Source organism: Azospirillaceae bacterium (genome assembly GCA_028283825.1).
Classification (GTDB): Bacteria; Pseudomonadota; Alphaproteobacteria; order Azospirillales; family Azospirillaceae; genus Nitrospirillum.
The window spans coordinates 2,201,289-2,224,205 of record JAPWJW010000003.1 but is presented as its reverse complement, the minus strand read 5'-3'; the positions used below and the strand labels follow the sequence as shown (position 1 = coordinate 2,224,205).

The 22,917-nt window shown below is 67.2% G+C and carries 19 protein-coding genes, 1 tRNA gene and 1 pseudogene; 8 read left to right on the top strand and 13 right to left on the bottom strand.

What is annotated here, in order from left to right; genetic code table 11:
- Positions 1-4 precede the first annotated feature (4 nt).
- The 8 genes and pseudogenes from PW843_22175 to PW843_22140 all read right to left on the bottom strand — a co-directional run bounded on the left by PW843_22175 (position 5) and on the right by PW843_22140 (position 10,521).
- Complete coding sequence (locus tag PW843_22175) at positions 5-1,780, bottom strand: GMC family oxidoreductase (protein ID MDE1149276.1); 1,776 nt, start codon at positions 1,778-1,780, stop codon at positions 5-7.
- A 4-nt stretch (positions 1,781-1,784) separates the two neighbouring features.
- Positions 1,785-2,504 carry a gluconate 2-dehydrogenase subunit 3 family protein gene (locus tag PW843_22170; GenBank protein MDE1149275.1) on the bottom strand — a complete coding sequence of 240 codons (720 nt, stop codon included), beginning with the start codon at positions 2,502-2,504 and terminating at the stop codon, positions 1,785-1,787.
- Between the two features lie 407 nt (positions 2,505-2,911).
- Entirely contained in the window at positions 2,912-3,634 is a 723-nt protein-coding gene (locus PW843_22165) for a GntR family transcriptional regulator (protein ID MDE1149274.1), read from the bottom strand.
- 137 nt (positions 3,635-3,771) lie between these two features.
- Positions 3,772-5,980, bottom strand: a pseudogene (gene ptsP / locus PW843_22160) (phosphoenolpyruvate--protein phosphotransferase).
- A 149-nt stretch (positions 5,981-6,129) separates the two neighbouring features.
- On the bottom strand, positions 6,130-7,230 hold the full coding sequence (locus tag PW843_22155) for a nitronate monooxygenase (protein ID MDE1149273.1): 1,101 nt from the start codon (positions 7,228-7,230) through the stop codon (positions 6,130-6,132).
- A gap of 136 nt (positions 7,231-7,366) precedes the next feature.
- Positions 7,367-8,602, bottom strand: coding sequence for an aspartate kinase (locus PW843_22150; GenBank protein ID MDE1149272.1), 1,236 nt, complete (start codon positions 8,600-8,602; stop codon positions 7,367-7,369).
- Positions 8,603-9,052: 450 nt separating this feature from the next.
- Positions 9,053-9,796: a bifunctional 2-polyprenyl-6-hydroxyphenol methylase/3-demethylubiquinol 3-O-methyltransferase UbiG gene (gene ubiG, locus PW843_22145; protein ID MDE1149271.1), complete on the bottom strand. Its 744-nt coding sequence runs from the start codon at positions 9,794-9,796 to the stop codon at positions 9,053-9,055.
- A gap of 242 nt (positions 9,797-10,038) precedes the next feature.
- A complete protein-coding gene (locus PW843_22140; protein ID MDE1149270.1) occupies positions 10,039-10,521 on the bottom strand; it encodes a DUF1178 family protein in 483 nt (160 codons plus the stop codon).
- 139 nt (positions 10,522-10,660) lie between these two features.
- On the opposite strand from PW843_22140, the gene PW843_22135 reads away from it, so the two are divergent.
- Positions 10,661-11,263 (top strand): SAM-dependent methyltransferase, encoded by a 603-nt coding sequence (locus tag PW843_22135; GenBank protein ID MDE1149269.1) that lies wholly within the window; start codon positions 10,661-10,663, stop codon positions 11,261-11,263.
- A gap of 65 nt (positions 11,264-11,328) precedes the next feature.
- Here PW843_22135 and PW843_22130 read toward each other — a convergent pair whose 3' ends face one another.
- Entirely contained in the window at positions 11,329-11,679 is a 351-nt protein-coding gene (locus tag PW843_22130) for a hypothetical protein (protein MDE1149268.1), read from the bottom strand.
- A 318-nt stretch (positions 11,680-11,997) separates the two neighbouring features.
- Here PW843_22130 and PW843_22125 point away from each other — a divergent pair, with 318 nt between their 5' ends.
- Positions 11,998-12,612 carry a hypothetical protein gene (locus tag PW843_22125; GenBank protein MDE1149267.1) on the top strand — a complete coding sequence of 205 codons (615 nt, stop codon included), beginning with the start codon at positions 11,998-12,000 and terminating at the stop codon, positions 12,610-12,612.
- A gap of 6 nt (positions 12,613-12,618) precedes the next feature.
- Here PW843_22125 and PW843_22120 read toward each other — a convergent pair whose 3' ends face one another.
- Positions 12,619-13,446, bottom strand: coding sequence for a tetratricopeptide repeat protein (locus tag PW843_22120; protein MDE1149266.1), 828 nt, complete (start codon positions 13,444-13,446; stop codon positions 12,619-12,621).
- A gap of 204 nt (positions 13,447-13,650) precedes the next feature.
- Between PW843_22120 and PW843_22115 the strand changes: the two genes are divergently transcribed.
- Positions 13,651-14,538 (top strand): SDR family oxidoreductase, encoded by an 888-nt coding sequence (locus PW843_22115; GenBank protein MDE1149265.1) that lies wholly within the window; start codon positions 13,651-13,653, stop codon positions 14,536-14,538.
- Between the two features lie 2 nt (positions 14,539-14,540).
- Here the strand turns inward: PW843_22115 and PW843_22110 are convergent, their stop codons facing one another.
- Together PW843_22110 and PW843_22105 are read right to left on the bottom strand one after the other, a co-directional pair.
- Positions 14,541-15,254: a hypothetical protein gene (locus PW843_22110; protein MDE1149264.1), complete on the bottom strand. Its 714-nt coding sequence runs from the start codon at positions 15,252-15,254 to the stop codon at positions 14,541-14,543.
- A 110-nt stretch (positions 15,255-15,364) separates the two neighbouring features.
- Positions 15,365-16,036, bottom strand: a complete 672-nt coding sequence (locus tag PW843_22105) for a glutathione S-transferase family protein (protein ID MDE1149263.1) — start codon at positions 16,034-16,036, stop codon at positions 15,365-15,367.
- A 223-nt stretch (positions 16,037-16,259) separates the two neighbouring features.
- On the opposite strand from PW843_22105, the gene PW843_22100 reads away from it, so the two are divergent.
- Positions 16,260-16,580: a GNAT family N-acetyltransferase gene (locus tag PW843_22100; protein ID MDE1149262.1), complete on the top strand. Its 321-nt coding sequence runs from the start codon at positions 16,260-16,262 to the stop codon at positions 16,578-16,580.
- Between the two features lie 149 nt (positions 16,581-16,729).
- Here PW843_22100 and phaZ read toward each other — a convergent pair whose 3' ends face one another.
- Positions 16,730-17,995 carry a polyhydroxyalkanoate depolymerase gene (phaZ, locus tag PW843_22095; protein ID MDE1149261.1) on the bottom strand — a complete coding sequence of 422 codons (1,266 nt, stop codon included), beginning with the start codon at positions 17,993-17,995 and terminating at the stop codon, positions 16,730-16,732.
- 645 nt (positions 17,996-18,640) lie between these two features.
- On the opposite strand from phaZ, the gene recQ reads away from it, so the two are divergent.
- From recQ to PW843_22075, 4 genes are all read left to right on the top strand, one after another.
- Positions 18,641-20,464, top strand: a complete 1,824-nt coding sequence (recQ, locus tag PW843_22090; GenBank protein ID MDE1149260.1) for a DNA helicase RecQ — start codon at positions 18,641-18,643, stop codon at positions 20,462-20,464.
- Positions 20,465-20,573: 109 nt separating this feature from the next.
- A tRNA-Thr gene (locus PW843_22085) sits at positions 20,574-20,648 on the top strand.
- A 157-nt stretch (positions 20,649-20,805) separates the two neighbouring features.
- Entirely contained in the window at positions 20,806-21,504 is a 699-nt protein-coding gene (gene phoU, locus PW843_22080) for a phosphate signaling complex protein PhoU (GenBank protein MDE1149259.1), read from the top strand.
- Positions 21,505-22,268: 764 nt separating this feature from the next.
- Positions 22,269-22,916 carry a TerC family protein gene (locus tag PW843_22075; protein ID MDE1149258.1) on the top strand — a complete coding sequence of 216 codons (648 nt, stop codon included), beginning with the start codon at positions 22,269-22,271 and terminating at the stop codon, positions 22,914-22,916.
- Position 22,917: the final 1 nt, after the last annotated feature.

Sequence of the window (22,917 nt, the reverse complement as noted above, 5' to 3'; positions counted from 1 at the left end):
TTCCTCACGCCTTGACCAGGGCGCCGGGGTTTTTCAGGTACTGCTCCCGGATCGCCTTGGCCGCCCAGTAGGTCAGCGCGCCCACCATGCCGGTGGGGTTGTAGCCGTTGTTCTGCGGGAAGGCGTTGGCGCCCGGCGCGAACACGTTGGGCACGTCCCAGGACTGGAGATAGCGGTTCAGCGCCGAGGTCTTGGGATCGGCGCCCATGATGGCGCCGCCGCAGGTGTGGGTGCTCTGGTAGTTGGTGATGTTGTACTTCTCGCCCGCCTTCTTGGCGTCGCCCTTGGCGGCCAGGGGGTTCAGCGACTTCACCATGTCCAGCGCCCTGCCCACCAGGAACTGCGAACCGGCGATTTCATTGTCATGCCAGTTGAAGGTCATGCGCAGCAGCGGCCGGCCGAAGGCGTCCTTGTAGGTCGGGTCCAGGTCCAGGTAGCTGTCCCGGTAGGACATGCACGATCCCTGGACCTCGTAATAGAAGGAATGGCGGAAGTTGTCGGTGACCGCCTGCTTCCACTTGGTGCCCCATTGCGGGGTGCCCGGCGGCACGGCGACGCCGCGGACCGGGCCGTTGCCGGGCTGGCGCGCCCAGATGACGCCGCCGCCGACGAAACCGGCCTTGGGGTTGTCCAGCTGGTTGCCGTTCAGATCGTCGATCACGGCGCCACCGCCGCCGATGCCGATGAAGCCGTTGGCCTGCACGTCCTTGCCGAAGAACAGGTTCACCCGGTTCAGGTTCTGGTAGGAATAATTGCGGCCGATGGTGCCGGTGTTGCTGACCGGGTCATAAGCCTTGCCGATGCCCGACAGCAGCATCAGGTGCACGTTGTAGAGGGAGAAGGCGCACAGCAGCACCAGGCCGGCCGGCTGTTCCGTCTCCCGCCCTTGGGCGTCCAGGTAGGTGACGCCGGTGGCCTTCTTGCCGGTGCTGTCCAGATTGACCTTCAGCACCTGCGCCAGGGTGCGCAGCTCGAAATTCTTGTCCTGCCGCAGGGCCGGCAGGATGTTCACGTTGGGGCTGGACTTGGAATAGTTCAGGCAGCCGTAGTCACTGCAGAAACCGCAGAAATTACAGGGGCCCATCTGGCAGCCGTACGGGTTGACGTAGGATGCCGAGGCGTTGGCCGCCGGGATGGGATAGGGGTTGTAACCCGACTCGCGCGCCGCCTTGTAGAACAGCTCCGCCCCCAGGTAATTCCGGGTGGGCGGCAGGGGGAAGTCGCGCGACCGCGACCCTTCGAACGGGTTGCCACCCGCCACCTTCTGGCCGTTCAGCACACCGGCCTTGCCGGAGGTGCCACAGACATACTCGAACCGGTCGAAATGCGGTTCCAGCTCGTCATAGGTGACGGGGTAGTCCTGGATGGTCATGTCTTCGGGCAGGAACTTGGCACCGTACTTCTGCACCATGTTCGACCGGACGCTGAAATCCTCCGGCAACGCCCGGAACTGGCAGCCCGACCAGTGCGAACCCGCACCGCCCACGCCGGTGCCCGGCTTGAACGAGCCCATCTGGCGGTAGGGTACCGCCGTGTCCTTGATGCCGTGGCGGATGGTGACGGTTTCCTGCGCCAGGCTTTGCAGGTACTTGCGGTGGACGGAGCCCTCAAGCTCATCCACTACCTGCGGATAGGCGAAGTCCGGCTGCGTATCGCGGTCGGGACCGCGTTCCAGCGCCACGACCTTCAGGCCCGCTTCCGTCAGTTCCTTCGCCATGATGGCGCCGGTCCAACCCATGCCGACGATGACGGCGTCGACTTCCTGCTTAACGATGGCCATGGGTTCAGCCCCTGCGTCCGGAAAGGTCAACGGGCGGAAGGGGATAGGGCTTGTCCCGCACCTCCACCCAATCGGAATAGTCGGCGCGCATGCCGGGATAGCCGATCATCTTCCACGAGCCCATGCCGCGATTGCCGCCATGCTTGGGGTCGCTGAAATAACCGTTGCGCACCTCACCCAGGAAATAGGTGAAGAAAGTCTTGGCCGGGATGGCGTCCAGTTTGATGTCGCCCTTCTCCAGCCCCTTCAGCACCGTTTCCTGATCGGCGTGTTCCAGGCCAGCGAACGTCTTGCCGCCGAAGGTGGCGCGGGCGTAGTCGTCCACCGCCCTGATGCCGACGCGGATGATGTCGCGCAGGACCAGGCGCCCCTGGTAGCCGAACTCCGCCGGCGCCTCCAGGAAGGGACCCTGCATGTACCAGATGCCGCCGGCGGCGTAGGAGGTCTGCATGTGGCGGTCCAGAAACTCCGGCACGCCCAGTTCGACCGCGCCAGGCCCGACCTCGTCATGCGGGATCAGGCGGTCGCAGGCGGCCACGACAAAGGCCCATTCGTCGGCGTTGAAGAAGCTGGGCTTGTAGCCGCCGGCGGGTGCGTCTTGCGGGGCGGCGGCCACGGCGGCGGTGGCAAGCGAGGAGGCCGCGATGGGCAGCAGCGAGAAGCCCTTCAGCAGGCTGCGCCGCGACGACAGGGCATCGCCCGGCTTGGCGGGTGTCTTGGACATGGGTTCTTCCGTCTCAATTGCGCCTGCCCGATGCGGGGGGCGGCGCGTTTCTTGGGTCGGCACGTTTTTGGTCGGCAGGCGGGCTTGATCGATGAGGTGGAAACACCCTTCCGGCGGGGACGCCGGATCGAAACAGGCGGGATGCTGAACGATTAGCCCAACGCACGTCAACCGAAATGAATAATGAATTCATTTATGGGGGACAACGATTCCAGCCGGACTGAAGGTCCACGCCAGCGGGGCGGCGCCATGCCGTAACGGACATGAAGGCGGAATCGTTCCCGGGACCGAAGCGATGTCAGTCTATCATGATGGCGGGGCGGTTTTGAAAGTCGGCCCTTGGGCATATTTTACACCCGGGCGGCGCCGCCGGCACCCTAACCTTATGGTTGTGCTGGGTTTCGGCCTCAGCCGACCTTCTGGCCCAAGGCCGCGGCCCGGCCCTTGGCATCGACCATGCCGCGTTCCACCAGGTCGCTGATGGAACTGCGCACCGAGTCAGCGGTGTGGCCGACATGCCGGCGCAGGATGCCGGCCAGGCGCTGGCCGTCGCGGGCCGCCAACGCGCCCATGATCTCATCATGGTCCAGAAGGGCCTGGCGCCAATCCGTCGGTTGCTTGCGCGCCGTATGACGGATGTTCCAGATGCGCTGTTCCAGGTTCCTGTACAGCGCCAACAGGGAACGGTTGCCCGCCGCCTCGAAGATGGCGAAGTGGATGGCGCGGTTCAGGCGGCCGTATTCCAGCCGGTCCTCGTTCCCATAGGCGACGATCATCTGGTGATGCATCGCCGTGATCGCTTCCAGCTGGGCTGCCGTCATGTGCTGGCAGGCCAGTTCGCCGGCCAGCGCCTCCATGCTGCCGATGATGGGGAACAGCTCGTCCAGTTCCTCATCGGTCAGGACGGCGACGCGGGCGCCGCGCTGGGGCAGCAGTTCAATGACACCCTCGGCGGCCAGCGCCTTCAGCGCCTCCCGCAAAGGGGTGCGGGAGATTTCGAGTTGTACGCAGAGTTCCTTTTCCGGAATCTTCTGACCCGGCTCCAGCTTGCCGCTAACGATCATGTCGCGTATGGCGGCAACGATCTCGCCGTGCAAAGTCCGTCGGCCCAGGGCCGTGATTTCGGTCAACGCCTATCCTCAACCACTGGTTCAGCGGCGGCAAGGCTAGCCCATCCGCAGGAAATGCTGCAACAGCCTGTGACCACATGCCGCCCGCCTTGTGATGGTGCGCGCCCGATTCAGCACAACCGTGAAGGGGACAGGCGTCAGATTCGGATGCCGTGATCGCGGGCGAAGGCCAGCAGGTGCAGGCGCAAGGATCGGTCCGCCCGGTCCAGCAGGCTGTCCAGGAAGGGTTGCAGCATGCTCACGTCCAGCGAACGGATCATGGTCTTGACCTCGCCGAAGGCCGACGGGCTCATCGACAGGGTACGGAAGCCGCAGCCCAGCAGGGCCATGGCGTCCAGCGGCCGGCTGGCCATCTCACCGCACAGCGACAGCTGGACACCGGCGGCGTCGCAGCGCCGCACCAGCATGCGCATCACCGACAACATGGCCGGCGACAGCAGGTCATAGCGGTTGTTCAGCATGGGATTGCCGCGGTCGCTGGCGAACAAATACTGCAGCAGGTCGTTGGAACCGACGGACATGAAGTCGATCAGGGGCAGCAGGGCGTCCAGCTGGAACAGCAGGGCCGGCACCTCCATCATCACGCCCACCTGCAGGCTGCGCGGAGGGGCCACGCCGTCCTGGTCCAGGCGGCGCAATTCCAGGTCCAGCACGCGCCGGGCGCGGATGAATTCCGACACCTCCGCCACCATGGGGAACATCAGGCGCAGATCGCGACCCGATGCCGCCCACAGCATCGCCCGCAACTGCTTGCGCAGCATGGCCGGGCGGTCCAGGCCGATGCGGATGGCGCGCCAGCCCAGGGCCGGGTTCTCCTCCCCCAGATCGGGGAAGTAGGGCAGCGTCTTGTCCCCACCCACGTCCAGGGTGCGGAAGGTGACGGGCATGTCTCCCGCCTCGTCCAGCACCTTGGCGTAGGTTTCCTTCTGGACCGCGGTGTCGGGATAGGTGTGGCGCACCATGAAGGGAATTTCGGTGCGGTAGAGGCCGATGCCGTCGGCGCCGGTGGCATGCAGATGCGGCAGGTCGATCAGCAGGCCGGCGTTCAGCATCATGCGCACGGGCACGCCGTCGCGCGTCACCGATTCCAGCAGCCGGTTGGCGGCGAACTCGCGCTTGCGCTCCTCCCCCACCTCCATGCTTTTCAGGAAAGCCTCGGTGATGTCTTCCGCCGGTCGCACGAAGACCTGGCCGTGGTCGCCATCGACGATGACGAAGTCCAGCGGGTCCACCCGGCTCAGCACCCCGGTGCATTGCCCCACCACGGGGATGTCCAGAGCGCGGGCGACGATGGCCACGTGGCTGTAGGCCGACCCCTCCTCCAGCACTAGGCCGCGCAGGCGCGACCGGTCATAGTCCAACAATTCGGCGGGGCCCAAATTGCGGGCCACCAGGATGAACTCATCCGGCAGGGTGCCCCCGTCCGCCTTGTCCTGGCGGCCGGCCAGGTGCTGCAGCAGGCGGTTGGTGATGTCGTCCAGGTCCAGCTGGCGTTCGCGGATGTAGCTGTCGGTCACCGACGCCATGCGGGCGCGGTTGTCGTTCTGCACCTGCTGCACCGCGGCTTCCGCCGTCAGGCCGGTGCGGATGGCCTCGCGGATGCGGGACAGCCAGCCGCGATCGGTCGCGAACATGCGGTAGGTTTCGATGATCTCATGATGCTCACCGCCCGAGTCGCCCGACAGGATCAGCAGGCGGTCGATGGCGGAATGCATGCTGTCCACCGCCTCGCGCAGGCGGCGCAGTTCCAGCTCGGGATCGTCGGCCACCATCTGGCGGATGGTCAGCTGCGGCCGGTGCAGCACGGCCACGCCCATGGACACGCCCCGGTTCAGGCTGACGCCATCCAGGCGTGAGGGCAGCAGCACCAGGTCGTTGGCGACCTGCAGTTCGCGGTTGTCCACCAGCTCGCCCGTGGCCCACCAGTTCGGCCACCACCATGCCGATGGTTTCCAGCGTCTCCACGTCCTGCTCTTCATAGGCGCGGCGGGCGATGTGCTGGATGGCCAGCACGCCGCGCACCCGGCCGCCGCGCAGGATGGGCACGCCCATGAAGCTGTCGAACGGGTCTTCGCCCGTTTCCGGACGGTAGGCGAAATTGGGATGGCTGGGCGCATTGGCCAGCGCCACCGGCCGGGCGTGGGCGGCGATGTCGCCCACCAGCCCCTCACCCACCCGCAGCCGCGTCTTGTGCACGGCGTCGGGGTTCAGGCCGATGGTGGCGAACAGTTCCAGCACCTCGCCCGCGCGCATGACGTAGCAGGAACAGACGTCCGCCCCCATCTCCGCCGCGATCAGCATGACGATCTTGTCCAGCCGTGCCTGGGCGGAACCGCTGGCGGCCATGACGTCGCGCAGACGGGCCAGCAGGCGCCGTGCCGCACCGGCGGCATCGGCGGACCGCTGTGCCCCCACCTTCGCCGGCGGAACGCCTCCGGCCTCCGGAACCTCAAGCCCCGGTTCGATCACGGATGGGGGTGTTCCGGACGGCGACGTCACAAGCCTGCCGCTCCCGCCAACGCCACCAGCGCTGGTCCCGTGCCTTCTTGGGTATGGCCATAGCGACCGGCCAGCGCGGCCTCCGCCTGGGCCACCAGGTCGGCCAGGATGTCGGCCGTGGGCTGTTCGCGCGTCACCATGCCGACCGACTGGCCGGCCATCAGCGACCCGTTCTCCACATCGCCGTCGATGACCGCGCGGCGCAAGGCGCCGGCCCAGAAATGCTCGATCTCCAGCTGGGCGTCCTTCTGGTCGACCTCACCCCGGTTGAACCGTTCCACCACCTCGCGCTGGAAATCCATGAAGCGGCGCGTGCCCTCGTTCTGAAGCGCGCGCACGGGGATGACGGGGAAGCGGCTGTCCAGCTGGCCGGACGGCATGGCGTCGCGGGCCGCGGCCTTGATGAAGGCGCGCTTGAAGTTCGGGTGCGCACGCGATTCGGTGGCGCAGACGAAACGGGTGCCCAGTTGCACGCCGGCCGCCCCCAGTTCCAGATAGGCCACGATGGCCTCGCCCCGGCCGATGCCACCGGCCACGAACACCGGCACGTCGCGAATCTCGGGCAGGATTTCCTGCGCCAGGACGGAGGTGGAAACCGGGCCGATGTGGCCGCCGGCCTCCATCCCCTCGATCACCAGGGCGTCCACGCCCATGCGCACCAGCTTCTTGGCCAGCACCAGGGCCGGCGCGAAGCAGATGACCTTGGCGCCACCGTCCTTCAGTTGCTTGATCACCGGTGCCGGCGGCAGGCCGCCGGCCAGCACCACATGGTGCACACCGTGGGACAGGCAGACATCGGCCAACGCGTCCAGCTGCGGATGCATGGTGATGAGGTTGACGCCAAAGGGCTTGCCGGTCAGGGCGCGGGTGGCGTCGATCTCATTGGCCAGCAGGTCCGGCGTCATGGCGCCGCAGGCCAGCACGCCGAAGCCGCCGCCGTTGGAGATGGCCGCCACCAGGCCTGCATCCGACACCCAGGTCATGGCACCACCCATGACGGCGAATTCGGTGCCCAGGAAATCGCGGCCCCGGCCCCACAACGCGTCCAGCCTGTCACGGGCGGTCCCGGCAGCGAAGGTCGTGGCGTTGGTCGTCATCAAGAACAATTCCCTTATGGCGGAAAGAACCGGGTTTTCGCCCCGTTTCGGCCCGGCATCATATCGATGCGGCCCTTGAAAACAACAAGCCCCGGGCGACCTTTCGGCCACCCGGGGCTTATTGTCGCTCAGATGCTTATGCCTGGTCCAGGCCGTATGCGGTGTGCAGCGCGCGCAACGCCAGTTCGGTGTACTCCTCGGCGATCAGGACGCTGACCTTGATTTCGCTGGTGGAGATGACCTGGATGTTGATGCCGCGGTCGGCCAGCGCCTTGAACATGCGCTGGGCCACGCCGGCGTGGCTGCGCATGCCGACACCGATGACCGAGACCTTGACCACGTTGCTGTCGGCCGCCAGACGGCGGAACTTCAGGTCATCCCGGGCGCTTTCCAGCACCTGGACGGTGCGGTCGAGATCCGCCTTGGTGACGGTGAAGGTCATGTCCGTGGTGGTGCCGTCTTCCGACACGTTCTGCACGATCATGTCGACGTTGATGGCGGCGTCGGTCAGGGGGCCGAAGATGGCGGCGGCGACGCCCGGCCGGTCTTCCACGCCCAACAGGGTGACCTTCGCCTCATCCCGGCTGTAGGCAATGCCGCTGACCAGTTCCTGTTCCACGATTTCGTCCTCATCAACGACAAGAGTTCCCGGCAACGCGCTGCCGGCCGCTTCCTCAAAGGTGGACAGCACCTGGACACGCACCCGGTGCTTCATCGCCATTTCCACCGACCGGGTCTGCAGGACCTTGGCGCCCAGGGACGCCATTTCCAGCATTTCCTCATACGTGATGCGGTCCAGCTTGCGGGCCTTGGTAACGATGCGCGGGTCGGTGGTGTAGACGCCATCGACGTCGGTGTAAATATCGCAGCGTTCGGCCCCCACGGCCGCCGCCAGCGCCACGGCCGAGGTGTCGGAGCCGCCGCGGCCCAGCGTGGCGATGCGGCCGGTGCGCGACACGCCCTGGAAGCCGGCGACCACCGCCACCTCACCCGTCGACATGCGGGCGACGATGTCCTGGGACTGGATTTCCTCGATGCGCGCCTTGCCGTGCACATCGTCGGTGATCAGGGGGATCTGCCAGCCCTGCCAGGACCGGGCGGGAATGCCGATCTCCTGCAAGGCGATGGCCAGAAGGCCGCTGGTCACCTGCTCGCCCGAGGCCACCACCGCGTCGTATTCGCGCTGGTCGGCCAGGCGGCCGACGGATTTGACGTAATCGACAAGCTGGTTGGTCACACCCGACATGGCGGAGACGACCACCGCCACCTCATGGCCGGCGTCGACCTCCTGCTTCACTTTCTTGGCGACATTCTTGATCCGGTCGATGTCACCGACCGACGTGCCGCCGAACTTCAAGACGAGGCGTGCCATAACCCGAGTCTGCCTTTGCGATGCCACCCCAGTGGGGGCGGCGGTGGGTACGAACCGGGCCCTTGGGGGAAACCCTGGGGGAACCGGCGGGTGTTGCCATGCGACCCCCAGGCCGCACAGGGGGACCACCGCATCTTGGCGAGGCCAACCCCAGGCTGATGGGAAGCGCGCTATCCTTACCGCGTCGGGCGCGTCCAGGCAATGAACGGGTAATAAAAGGGCAGGGTTGCGCAAACCGAACGACAGACAGTTTCGCGTTTTGCCCTTAACCGGCCGCCAGAACGCACCGGCCAGGCAACTTTCAAACCAAGTCCGGGTCTTGTTCCGGCGGCGCGAGACGGTGGCTCGTGCCGCCGGAGGCCGGCGACGGCCGGCCCCGCAGTGAGCACCACAGGGCGCAACGAGGAAGCCAAGCCGCCGGACGGCGGCGCCCGGCGATTGAGGGAAGCCTTAATGACCGCTGGCCCACAGCAGGTAGTTCACGTCCAGATCGCGCGGATCCAGTCGGAAGCGGTCGGACAGGGGGCTGTAAGTCAGGCCCATGACCTCCTGCACCGTCAGGCCGGTGGCGCGCAGGCCCGCCGTCAGTTCCGACGGTTTCAGGAACTTGTGCCAGTCGTGGGTGCCGCGCGGCAGCCAACGCAGCACATATTCCGCACCGACGATGGCCATCAGATAGGATTTGGGCGTGCGGTTCAGGGTGGCCATGACGACCAACCCCTCGGGCTTCATCAGGGCGGCCAAGCTTTGCAGGAATAGGGGCACGTCCGCCACGTGTTCCACCACCTCCAGCGACAGCACGGCGTCGAAGCGTTCACCGGCTGCCACCAGATCCTCCGCCGTGGTGTGGCGGTAATCGACCTGGGTGCCGGTCTCGGCGGCGTGGGTGGCGGCGGTCTTGACGTTGCGCTCGGCAGCATCAATGCCCACCACCGTGGCCCCCATACGGGCCAGGGGTTCCGACAGCAGGCCGCCGCCGCAACCGATGTCCACCAGGCGCAGGCCCTTCAGCGGATAGGGGGCCAGCGGGTCGCGACCGAAATGGGCGCAGACGCGGTCACGGATGTATTCCAGGCGCACGGGGTTCAGCTTGTGCAGCGGCCGGAACTTGCCCGCCTCGTCCCACCATTCGGCGGCGATGGCCGAAAAACGTTGGATTTCCCCGGGATCGACGGTGGTGGCGGTCTGGCTCATGGGTAGGCTTCTCGTGAAAGATCGGCGCGGAGTATGGGCCGCCACCGGCCCCAACTCAACCGCGCCGGCCTCATGCCTGCCTGAACCAGGCGCACGGGCCCACACACAAATCGGCGGCATAAGCCGCCATAGGCCCCGACCGGGGCCGCCGGAAGTTTTTGGGGAGCGTAAGCGGACTAAAAACTGAGGATAAGGCAAGCGGGCGGATGCCCGCGCCCGCCGCCTGAGGGAACCCCAATCACTCACGAATCATGCTGCGGCACCCAGGGGATGCGGGTGAAGGCCACCCCCTCGTCCGCCAGGTCGGCGGCTTCCTGGTCGGTGGTCTCGCCATAGATGGCCTTGGCCTCGGTCTCGCCGTAGTGGATCTTGCGCGCCTCTTCGGCGAAGCGGTCGCCGACATGGGTGGCATTGGTTTCCACCTGGCGGCGCACCTCCCGCAACAGGCGCATCATGGCGGCGGGCCCTTCCGCCACGGCCTGGGCCACCGCCGCCGGCGTGGGCTCCGGCGCGGCGGGGACAGGTGCCGGCGGGGCCGCCTCGGGCGCGTCGCCCCCGCGGGACTTGCCGATGCGGGGCGCCATGGGCGCCTTGGTCACGCCGTGGTCGCCGCAGAGGGCACAGGCGACCTCGCCCGCCGCCACCTGCTGGTCGCAGGCATCGGCGTTGCGGAACCAGACGTCGAAGGTGTGGCCCTGGCCACATTTCATTTCGTAAAGGATCATGGGATCGCGCGGCCACCGGTAAGGGCCCAACGGCGGGGAAACCGTGCCGACGGGAAAATGTCATATACAGTCTGCATGTGGGTGGGGAAAGCCGGCGTGGCAATAATCCCGCCCTTGGCATCCCGGAAAGCCTATCCCCATGAACGAGCCCCCCGCCGCCCCGCCGCATCTCGACCCTCGGGGAACACCGTCCCCCTGGGTGCGCCGCTTCGCCCCCCTGGTGGCCCGGGGCGGCACCGTGCTGGATCTCGCCTGCGGCGGCGGGCGGCATGCCCGGCTGTTCCAGGGGGCAGGTCATCCGGTGACCGCCGTGGACATCGATTTGCGCGGCGTGGCCGACCTGGCGGGCGCCGATGGCGTCACCCTGCGTCAGGCTGACCTGGAGTCAGGCCACGCGATCGACCTGGGCGGGCCCTATGCCGGCATCGTCGTCACCAACTATCTGCACCGCCCCCTGCTGCCGCTGCTGCCCGGCCTGCTGGTGCCGGGCGGGGTGCTGATCTATGAAACCTTCGCCCAAGGCAACCAGCGCCATGGCCGGCCCAGCAGCCCGGCCTTCCTGTTGCGTGCCGGGGAGTTGCTGGCCCTGGCCAGCGAGGCCGGGCTTCAGGTGGTGGCGTTCGAGCAGGGGGAGACGTCCCTGCCCCGGGCCGCCGTGGTCCAGCGCCTGGTGGCGGTGAAGCCCAGGCCGGCGCCCGACCTGGACGGCGATCCGGAACCCCGGCCCCTGCCCCTGGCCTGAACACAAGAACGGCCCCGACCGCTGGGGCCGGGGCCGTCTTGGCACTCTTGTGAACAGGCTCAGGCTTACTTCTTCGGCGCGGCGGCGGCTTCGGTGCCGGCGGCTGCCTTCTTCACGTGATGATGGGTGGTCTTGGCCTTGGTCTCGGTCTTGCCGGCCTCGGTCTTCACCTCGGTCTTGGCGCCTTCAACCTTGGCGGCCTCGGGGGCCTTCACTTCCGCACCCTTGGTCTCAACCGTCTTGCCCTCGGGCGCCTTCACCGGGGCGGCGGCCACGGGGGCGGTGACGGCGCCGGTGGCCGCGGGCGTGGCGGCCGGGACGGCGGGGGCTTCCGCCGCGAACGCCCCGTACGACACCATCATGGCCGCGGCGGTCGCGAAGGCCAGCAGGGGACGGCGGTGGGCGAACATGTTCATGGTCTTGGGATCCTTGGAAGATTGGGTCCGGGTTTCGACCGGGCGTCCCACCATCGGGGCGCAGGGTCATAATCCCAACGGATGAGGGCCGCCGTTGGACCGGATTGTGTCAGCCGCGCGATATCATCGCGGCCTTTCCGCCGAACTGATTGCCGAATCGTTAAGACTTCCAGCCGGGGCCACCTGCCGTTAAGCCGACGCTAAGCCTTTCGGCCCCCGGCCTTTTTCCTGATGGGGTCAGCGGGAACCCGCCAAATCCTGTGTCGTTAACCAATTATGGGCGCCAACGGCACGGGCGCGTCATTTCAGGATTTCGACATGGCCACGCAGTCGACTACGGCAACCGGAAACGAACAGGCCAACCGCGAGCATGTGGCCAAGCTGGTGCGGCTTCTGGGTTCCGATTATGAGGGTGAGGCGGTGACGGCATTGGCCAAGCTGCGCCGCATGCTGCCCAAGCGGGGCCTGGGCTTCAACGACGTGGGCCAATGGATCGCCACGCCCGGCCGCACGACCTACAAGGCGGCGCCCGCGTCCCCGCCACCGGACCTCAGCCCTTACAAACACCGCATCGCCACGCTGGAGCGCCAAAAGGACGAGGCTTTACGGGCCCTACGGCAGGCCCAGGCAAGGGCGGATGAGGCCGAGGACCAGGCCGGCCAGCTGGTCAGTGAGTTGGTGGCCACCCGGATGGAGACACGGCAGGCCGACACGCCGGCGCCGGCCGAGGCACCATCCCGCCGCGCACGGCGCTGGCGGCGGTATGTCAAGACCTACGCCTTGGCGGTGGTGGCCGGCGTCGCCCTGGCCATCGTGGTGCATGCCTACGTTCCGTCCGCCGGTGCGGCAAACGTGCGCGATGGCCTGCTGTCCCGCGCGGCAATGATGTTCAGCCCACCGGCGAACACGCAAGCACACCACCCGAGGGGTTGAGCCGGCTTATTTGGGCGCCGCCCCGTCAGTCTTCTTCTGGTCCGCCTTGCCATCCGGCACGTCTTTGGCGGGATCCTTGCCGTCCAGGCGCATGATGTTGTCCTGGGCGGCGGCACCGGCGGCACTGTCGGTGCCCGCCACCTGCACGGCGTGGGCCCAGTCGGCCTTCGCCCCCGGCTTATCGCCCCGGTCAGCCTTCAGGTTGCCGCTGAGCAGCAGGGCCTGGACGTTGTCCGGGTCCAGCGACAGGGCCATGCGCAGGTCGCGTCCGGCTTCCAGGTCGCGGGCCAGGCGGTGCTTGGTCTCCGCCCGCATGACGATGGCGTCCACCCGGGCGCCGTCCAGGGTCAGGGCGCGGTCCAGGTCGCGCAGCGTGTCCCACCAGCGTTCGGCGCCGGCGCGTTCGGTGGCGCGGTCGATCAGCAAGTCGGGGTCGGTCGGTTGCAGGCCGATGGCCTTGGTGTAATCGACGTCGGCCTTGGTGTGTTCCTTGGCGTTGAACCAGGCCCAGCCGGCCTTGCCCCACAGGCCGGCCGTCACCTTGGGCGGCAGGCCCAGCTGGGGAATCAAATCCTCCAGCGCCACCGCCGATTCCTTGTATTCGCCCCGGAACAGCTGGGCCATGGCCTGGCACAGGCGGGCGTCGTTGCCGCCACCCTTGCTTTCCCACAGCTTGGCCTCGGCATAGGCGAAGTCGGGCAGTTCCTTGGCCCGTTCCAGGCAGGTGTCGCGGTTCAGCGCCACGGGGGCGGCAACGGCGGCGCCACACAGGACGGAAAAGGCGAAGGTGCCGGCGGCAAGCCGGACGACGGTGGACTTGAGGGTGTTCATCATGGCGCCTAGAGTCCCGAACGGCGGGTGGATCGCAAGTGCTTTCGTCCCCGGGCCGCGTTCCTGCGACCGGATGCCCCCTGATGTGGGGCGGCGGGACGAGGATACCACGGGCCCCACCCGTCCCGGCAGGCGCACAGACCTGCCATCTTCTGGTTGCGGGTGACGGCCCTCCGTCCCCGTTATGGTTAACGGAGCCTGCCCGCCATGACGTCCCCCACTCCCCAGCCCGGCCGCCTGTTCTGTTTCGGCCTGGGTTTCAGCGCCACCGCCCTGGCCCGGCGCCTGCTGGCGGCGGGCTGGCAGGTGGCCGGCACCTGCCGCACGGCGGAGAAGGCGGCCCGCCTGCGCGACCTGGGGATGGAGGCGCACGTCTTCAGCCCCGACCAGGCGCTGGACCCGGCCGTGCTGAAGGGCGCCACCCACCTGCTGGATTCGGTGCCGCCGACGGCCGAGGGCGATGTGGTGCTGGCCGCGTTGGGCGCCACCATCGCGGCCCTGCCCAGCCTGCGCTGGGTGGGGTATCTGTCCACCACCGGCGTCTACGGCAACAAGAACGGCGACTGGGTGGATGAGACGGCGCCGGTGCAGCCGGCGACGGAACGTGGCCGGGCCCGCGCGGTGGCGGAGGCGCAGTGGATGGCCTTGTTCCAGGCCCACGGCCTGCCCGTGCACCGCTTCCGCCTGCCCGGCATCTACGGCCCCGGGCGCAGCGCGCTGGACCAGATGCGGGCCGGCACCGCCCGGCGGGTGGACAAGCAGGGCCAGGTGTTCAGCCGCATCCACATCCATGATTTGGCCAGCGCCGTCATGGCCAGCATGGACCGGCCCGACCCGGGTGCGGTCTACAATGTGGCGGACGACCATCCCTGCCCCTCCCCCGACGTGGTGGCCTATGCCGCCCAACTGCTGGGCATGGACCCGCCGCCGCTGGTGCCGTTCGACCAGGCCGCCCTGTCGCCCATGGCCACCAGCTTCTATGGCGAGAACAAGCGCATCGCCAACGCCCGCATCAAGCAGGAGCTGGGCGTGACCTTGCTGTACCCCAGCTATCGCGCCGGGCTGGAAGCGCAATTGGCGGCGGAGAAAGCCTGACCTTAACGCGGGGCAGGCGCGTAGGCGGTGAAGGTCACGCGCGCAGTCTGCACCGCCTTTTGCGCCACGTCCAGGCCGGGCGCCATTGGGGCGGCCGCCTCGTCCGTCGCCATTTTGGCCATCGCCATCACCGGACGGCCGCCAGAGATCACCGGCTGGTTGAAGTCCACCCGGCCGACGCGGAAGTCGCGGCCGGGGAAGGCGGCGTTCAGGGCCTTCATCTCCTCGGTCACGCGGCGGTAGAGGGTTTCGCGCAGGCGGGTGCGCGCGGCCTCGTTCTCCGCCAGGGTGGGGGTGAAGTCTATCCCCTCCACCCGGATTTGCAGGCCGGCGCGGCTGGCCTGGCGGGCGCGCTCGGCCAGGCCGCCCAGTTGCGCCTCCGGCAGGCGGGCCTCAAGCTCCGCCCGCCAGCGGTCCAGGCCGGCGGCGTCCTGCTGGCGGTCGAAGGACACCACGCGCCAGTCGCCCTTGTCCGATACCGCCTGGGCCGCCTTCAGCACGTCACCGCGCGCGGAGCCTGCGTTGCCGCCGCCGGCGTCCACCGTCAGGGTCACGCGCGCCGTGTCGGTCTTGACCCAATCCTCCGCCGTCAGCGACAGGGTCACCTGGTCCTGCGCCGGCTGGGCCGCCATCACCTGGGCGAAGGCAGCGGGTGCCGAGACCAGCGGTGCTGCGGCAGTCATGACGAAAAGGGAGGCGGCGAGAAGGCTGCGCATCGGCTTCGACCCATCCGTTGGCGCCCCGGCGGATGACGGGGCTCAAGGCCCCCGTTATGCGACGGGGGCCGTGGCGGATTTATGGCGATGCGCGACAGATCTGCGAGGGATCAGAAATCCAGATCAGCGTAGTGCTTGGGCGGCGGGGCGCCCGGCAGATGGTCGGCCAGCAGGGGGCGGAAGCTGGGTCGGCACTTGATGCGCATGTACCAGTCCTTGGCCTCGGGATGCTGGTCCCAGGGCACGTCGCCCAGATAGTCGATGGTGGACAGGTGCGCCGCCGCCGCGATGTCGGCCAGCGAGAAATCGTCGCCCGCCAGCCATTTGCGGCGGTCGGCCAGATAGGCGATGTAGTCCAGGTGGTAATGGATGTTGGCCAGGCCGGCGCGGATGGCCTGGGCATGCGGCGTGCCCTGGCCGCTGAAGCGCTTGACCAGCTTTTCACCCACCAGGTTTTCCGTCACTTCCTGGTTGAACTTGATGTCGAACCAGGCGGCCAGGCGCCGCACCTCGGCCCGCAGCAGCACCTCACGCCCCAGCAGGGTGGGGGCATGGGGATAGGCTTCTTCCAGGTAATTGCAGATGGCCGCGTGTTCGGCCACCGTCGCCCCATCGTCTTCGATCAGCACCGGCAGTTCGGCAGCCGGATTCAGCGCCAGGAACTCCTCACGGCGTTCCCAGGGCTTTTCGATCTCGAGGTCGGCCTCAAGACGCTTTTCCGCCAGGACGACGCGCACCTTGCGCGCGAACGGGGAGAGGGGGTGGTGGACCAGTGTACGCATGTGGGCCGGCAATCTATCGTAAGCGCGTGAAGTTCAATAGAGCCTAAAGGCCGTAACCGGAGATCACCCTATGGTCACCCCCGCGAGCCCCGCCCTGGAAATTAAGATAGAACCCATCGGCCCGGATGACGAGGCCGCATGGCGTCCCTTATGGGATCAATACTGCGCTTTTTACCAGGTAAGTCTCGGAGACGATGTCACGGCCGCCCTGTGGGGCCGGCTGATGGACCACGGATCGCCGGTCAAGGGGCTGGTGGCGCGCACGGGCGACGGCGCCGTGGCGGGCATCTGCCACTACGTCCTGCACCTGAACACCTGGTGCGTGACGCCGGTCTGTTACCTGGAGGATTTGTTCACCGACCCCGCCCACCGCGGCCGGGGCGTGGGCCGGGCCCTGATCGATCACCTGGTGGCGCTGGGGCGGGAGCGCGGCTGGAACCGCGTCTACTGGCAAACCCACCAGGACAACGCCACCGCCCGACGCCTGTACGACGGTGTGGCCGGCGGCAACGACGGCTTCGTCCGCTACGTGATTAGGCTTTGACGGGTGCCCTCAGGCGCCGGGCGGGCCCATCCGGGCCCTTGGGCTTCCTCAGTTTCCAGTCCGCCTTCGGCTCCCCAGAAACTTCCGGCGGCTGCGGTCGCAGCCTATAGCGGCATGAGCCAACCGCTCATGCCGCTGCTTTTAAACGGTCAGACAGCCGCCGCACCGCGCTTGGGCTTCGCCGCCGCGCGTTCGTGGCTGCGGATGAAGTCGCGGACGCGGGGCATGATGTGTTCGCGCCAGCGGCGGCCGTTGAAGATGCCGTAGTGGCCCACCCCCTGCTGCAGGTGATGTTGCTTCATGTCGTCTGCCAGGCCGGAGCACAGGGCATGCGCCGCCACCGTCTGGCCAGGAGCGGAGATGTCGTCCAGCTCACCCTCGACCGTGAACAGCGCCGTCTGCTTGATGGCCGAGAGATCGACCCGCGCGCCGCGGTATTCCAGCGTGCCCTTGGGCAGGCTGTGTTCCTGGAAGACCAGGGCCACCGTCTCCAGGTAGAACTCCGCCGTCAGGTCCATGACCGACAGGTATTCGTCGTAGAAGCGGCGATGGGCTTCAGCGCTTTCACCGTCACCGCGCACCAGGTGCTTGAACAGGTCGACGTGCGCGCCGACGTGACGGTCCAGGTTCATGGACATGAAGCCGGTCAGCTGCACGAAGCCCGGATAGACGTGGCGCATGCCGCCCGGATAGTAGGGCGGGACCGTGGTGGTCACCGTGCGTTCGAACCAGCCGATGTCGCGGGTCTCGGCCAGCTGGGTCACCTGGGTGGGCGACACGCGGGTGTCGATGGGGCCGCCCATCAGAGTCATGCTGCGGGCCTGGCAGGCATCGTCCATCTGCGCCATGACGGCGGCGGCCACCATCACTGGCACGGCCGGCTGGCAGACGGCGATGACGTGGGTGTCGGGCCCCAGGAAGCGGATGAAATCCATCACGTATTCGACGTAGTCGTCGAAGCCGAAGCGGCCGCGCGCCAGGGGCACCAGCTTCGCGTCCACCCAATCGGTGATGTAGACGTCGTGGGACGGCAGCAGCGCCTCCACCGTGCCGCGCAGCAGGGTGGCGTAGTGGCCGGACATGGGGGCCACCACCAGCACCTTGGGATCACGGTGGGGGGTGGCGCGCTGGAAGTGGCGCAGGCCGCAGAACGGCTTGGACAGCACCGTCTCTTCCGTCACCGCGACCTCACGGCCGTCGATGTGGGTGATGTCCAGGCCGAATTCCGGCTTGCCCCAGCGGCGGGTGGTGCGCTCGATCAACTCACCGGCGGCGGCCATGGCGCGGCCCATCCCGGTGTAGGAGGCGGGCACGAAGGGATTGCGGAAGGTGGCCTGGGTCGCTTCCGCCACCAGGCGGAGGGGGGTCAGGGCGGCGTGGTGCAGATCGAACAGCTGGTAAAGCACGCGGATCATCCTCGTCATTGGACGGGCGGCGCCGGAACCCAGCATCTCGGGGGCCGGCGTCTGGGGGACTACAGGCTTTGCCGCCGTGGCGGCCCCAGGCGCGCCGCATACCCTAACTGCCATCCACCAGTCATACGCCGGAGGGGGTAGGCGGCCATCACTATGCCTCGTCCCTTATCCTAGGTGGGTAAGGATGAAAAGGCCCTTAATGAAGGAGGCGAACGATGCGCCGCCATCCGGGGTCGATCAACATGCGTGATCGAACGATCACATATGATGGCCAAACAACCCATGTTCCCAAAGTGTTCCATGCCCGGCCAAGGACGGGGTCAGGAAGCAGTGGACAGCCGCCCCCGGCAGCCCCTAGATATGGGCGATCAAAGCCTCTGAGCCGCTATCCCTGGCCCTGTTCCGACCATCCGGACCGGCCCGCCCGCGCCTGCCGCTTTCCATTACCGCACCCTCGAGTTCCCCATGAAGCACGCCGCCGGCCTTGACCTGGAACCCGATTTCCCCGGGATGCCTGATGAGGGCGGACCGGAGGGGGGCCTGCCCGACATGGGCGACTTCGTGCCCGACCATTATGGCGACGCGCCCGACCCGCACATCGTGCACGGCGATTGGCCGGAGGATGAGGCGCCCAAGGATCCGGCGATGGCGGCGCGCGACATCCTGAAGCGGGTCTACGGCTATTCCGCCTTCCGCGGGAACCAGGAAGACATCATCACCCACGTCATCCAGGGCGGCGACGCCCTGGTGCTGATGCCCACCGGCGGTGGCAAGTCGCTGTGCTTCCAGATCCCGGCCCTGGCCCGGCCGGGTGTCGCCATCGTCGTTTCCCCCCTGATCGCCCTGATGCGCGACCAGGTGGACACCCTGCGCCAGGCGGGCGTGCGCGCCGCCTACCTGAACTCCACCCTCGACTGGCGTGAGGCGCTGGACGTGGAGCGGGCATGCGAGCGCGGCGACCTGGACCTGCTGTACGTGGCGCCCGAACGGCTGGTGACGCCCCGCTTCCTGGAACTGCTGGACCGCTCACGCATCTCCTTGTTCGCGCTGGACGAAGCGCACTGCGTCAGCCAGTGGGGCCACGACTTCCGCCCGGAATATTTGCAGCTGTCGGTGCTGCACGAACGTTTCCCCACCGTGCCGCGCATCGCCCTGACGGCCACGGCGGACGCGCAGACCCAAGCCGACATCGTGGCCCGCCTGGCGCTGGGCGAGGCGCGGCAGTTCGTCTCCAGCTTCGACCGGCCCAACATCACCTACCGCGTGGCGCCCAAGGACAATGAGCGGCGCCAGTTGCTGGATTTCATCCGCCGCAACCATGCGGAGGATGCGGGCATCGTCTATTGCCTGTCACGGGCGCGGGTGGAGGCGCTGGCCAGCTGGCTGAAGGACCAGGGTCTGGACGCCCTGCCCTACCATGCCGGGCTGGACCCGGCCGTGCGCCAGGCCAACCAGGACCGCTTCATCAAGGGCGAGGGCGTGGTGGTGGTGGCGACCATCGCCTTCGGCATGGGCATCGACAAGCCCAACGTGCGTTTCGTCGCCCACATGGACGCGCCCAAGAGCCTGGAAGCCTATTACCAGGAAACCGGCCGCGCCGGCCGCGACGGCCTGGCCGCCAATGCCCTGATGCTGTACGGCCTGCAGGACGTGGTCATGCTGCGCCAGATGATGGACGCGTCCGACAGCAGCGAACAGCACAAGCGCACCGAACGGCGCAAGCTGGACGCCCTGCTGGGCTTTTGCGAGACCGCGCACTGCCGCCGCCAGGTGCTGCTCACCTATTTCGGGGAGGAGCATGCGGGCAACTGCGGCAACTGCGACACCTGTTTCGAACCGGTGGAAACCTGGGACGGCACGGTGGCGGCGCAAAAGGCCCTGTCGGCCGTCTACCGCACCGGCCAGAAGTTCGGCGTCGGCCACCTGATCGACGTGCTGCGCGGCGGCGCCACCGAAAAGGTGGTGCGCTTCGGCCATGACCAGCTGAAAACCTTCGGCTGCGGCGCCGACATCCCCAAGGGCGACTGGCAGACGGTGTTCCGCCAGCTGGTGGCGCTAGGCCACCTGACGGCCGATCCGGAGGGCCATGGCGGCCTGACGCTGACCGACCAGGCGGCCGCCGTGCTGAAGGGGCAGGAGACGGTACGCCTGCGCCGCGACCGCGCCGTGCTGTCCGGCGAGGGCCGCCGGGGTTCCTCGGGAAGTGCCGGCAACCGCAGCCGCAGCGGCCCGTCCCTGAACCCGCCGGACGACGCGCTGTGGCACCGCCTGAAGGCCGTCCGCCTGGAATTGGCCAAGGCCCAGGGCGTGCCGCCCTATGTCATCTTCCACGACAGCACGCTGATGGAAATGGTGATCAACCGCCCGCGCGACCTGACCGCCCTGGGCCTGCTGCCCGGCGTGGGCGTTCGCAAGCTGGAACGCTACGGCGCCACCTTCCTGGACGCCATCCTGGCGGAAAGCGTCTAGGGCGAAAGGGGCGCAGGACGGATAATTTGGGGGTCGCGTCCAAAACCTTCACCCACACTGTTGCCATCCGCGTTTTGGTCTGCTAATACCCCCGTCCATTCCAAGGGGCGCCCCAATAGCTCAGTGGTAGAGCAACCGCTTCGTAAGCGGTAGGCCGTTGGTTCAAATCCGACTTGGGGCACCATTCCTTCCCAATCCATCATCCGTGATCGTTCGACTGCGCCAACGGCAGGGCGTAGGGTCGATCCGTTTCGTTCCGCATCTGCGACGGACGGTCGCACGATTGCAATACGATGACGGTATGGTGGCGCCCGACCACCACCCTTGCTGGATGCCCGCCCATGTCCGAGCCCTTGCCCCGCCACATCGTCACGTCTTACGAGAACGAGCTGCAGCGCCTGGACGCGCTGGTGGCCGAGATGGGCGGCCGGGCCGAACAGCAACTGGAACAGGCCACCCGTGCCGTGCTGGAGCGTGACAACGCCCTGGCGCGCGAGACCGTGGTCCAGGACCAGGTGCTGGACGCGCTGGAACATGAGGTGGAAAGCCTGATCATCCGCCTGCTGGCCCTGCGCCATCCCATGGCCATCGACCTGCGCCACACCCTGGCCGCCATGAAGGCCGCCAACGCGCTGGAGCGGGTGGGCGACTACGCCAAGAACATGGCCAAGCGCGCCCTGGTGCTGAACGCCGCGCCCACGCTGGGTGCCACCGCGTCGGTGGGCCGTCTGTCGCAACTGGCCCGCCAACAGCTGGCCGGCGCCATCGAGGCCTTCACCAACCGCGACACCGTGCTGGCCGCCGACGTCTGGCGCCGCGACCAGGAACTGGACGACATGCACGCCGGCGTGACGCAGGAGATTTTCGCCTGCGTCGCCAAGGACCCCAGCCTGATCGAGGCCTGCACCAGCCTGCAGTTCATCGCCAAGAACCTGGAGCGCGTGGGCGACCTCGCCACCAACATCGCGGAAATGGTGCAGTTCGACGCCACCGGCCGCCTGGTGGAACCCGACCGCCCGCGCGGCGGCGAGGCGCATTGACCTTACGTTCGCCCTTCAAGTGCCGGGCGCCAGCATCCGCTGGCTTGGGGCTTCCTCGATTTCCAGTCCGCCTTCGGCTCCCCGTAAATCTCCGGTGGCTGCGGTCGCAGCCTACAGCCGCACGCGGCAATACCTCGTGAGGCTGGTGTCATTCGGCCCTGTTTTGGCCCCGGCGGAGCGATTCGCCGGGGTCAGTTTTTCGTGGCTTGGGTGCCGATGAAAAAAGCGGCAGACGCATCGGCCGCACGCCGCGCTGCTTTTCTTTTGCACAAGACCTGATCGGGCGAGGTAGCACTTTGGTGGCTTCGCGGCGTACGTGCAGGGATTGTGCCGTCTTTAAGAGCGATAGTCTTTTTTCTGTAATGACTTAACCCCGTTCCCAGACAAAAAGGTGTGCTGGGGTTGTTAAATCAACCCCAACCTTGGGTTCGGATTTCCATGAATTAACGCATTCACAACTTAGGCTTTTGGCTGGTTTTCAGGAAAGAAATTGAAAACGCCGCGTCTCGTAAAAGAATACGTATCCTTTTGCTACCGGTTCATTGCTTGACATCTTTTGCGGCATCGGCTTTAGGTAAGGTGTCCTGTATCACAGAGCAGGACCCAACTGCCAAAACTCTCGGCCCGCCACTTCTTGAAGTGTGCGGGCCGTATTTTATCCAGGATACACTTAGCACGCGTACCGCACCCGCCGACCGTTACGCGGGCGATCCGGCGCGCGCTTATGCCGCAACCATGGTATGTAGGGTCAATCCACGACCGGAATGGCCGACCTGATGCTGCTCGCCGAACTGACCGCCCTTCTCCAGGTTCTACTGATCGATCTTGTACTGGCGGGTGACAACGCCCTGGTGGTGGGCATGGCCGCCACGGGCGTGCCCGTGGAACAGCGGCGCAAAGTAATCTTCTGGGGCATCGGCGTCGCCGTGATCATGCGCATCGGCTTCGCCCTGCTGGCCACCCGCCTACTGGACATCATCGGCCTGACGCTGGCCGGCGGCATCCTGCTGCTGTGGGTGTGCTGGAAGCTGTGGCGCGAGTTGCGCAACCACGGCAAGGAACAGGCGCACGACCTGCCCGGGAACACCGACAGCGCCACCGGCGCCAAGGGCAAGAGCGTGGCCGTCGCCATCCGCCAGATCGCCGTGGCCGACATTTCCATGTCCCTGGACAACGTCCTGGCCGTGGCCGGCGCGGCCGAGGACCACACCTGGGTCATGGTGCTGGGCCTGATCCTTTCGGTGGCCCTGATGGGGGCCGCCGCGACACTGATTGCCCGCCTGCTGTCCCGCTATTTCTGGATTTCATATATCGGGCTGGCGATCATCGCCTATGTCGCCTGCCACATGATCTGGGACGGCGGCTGGGAAGTGGCCCCCTTCATCCAGCACCTGATTCCCATCAAGTCTTGAT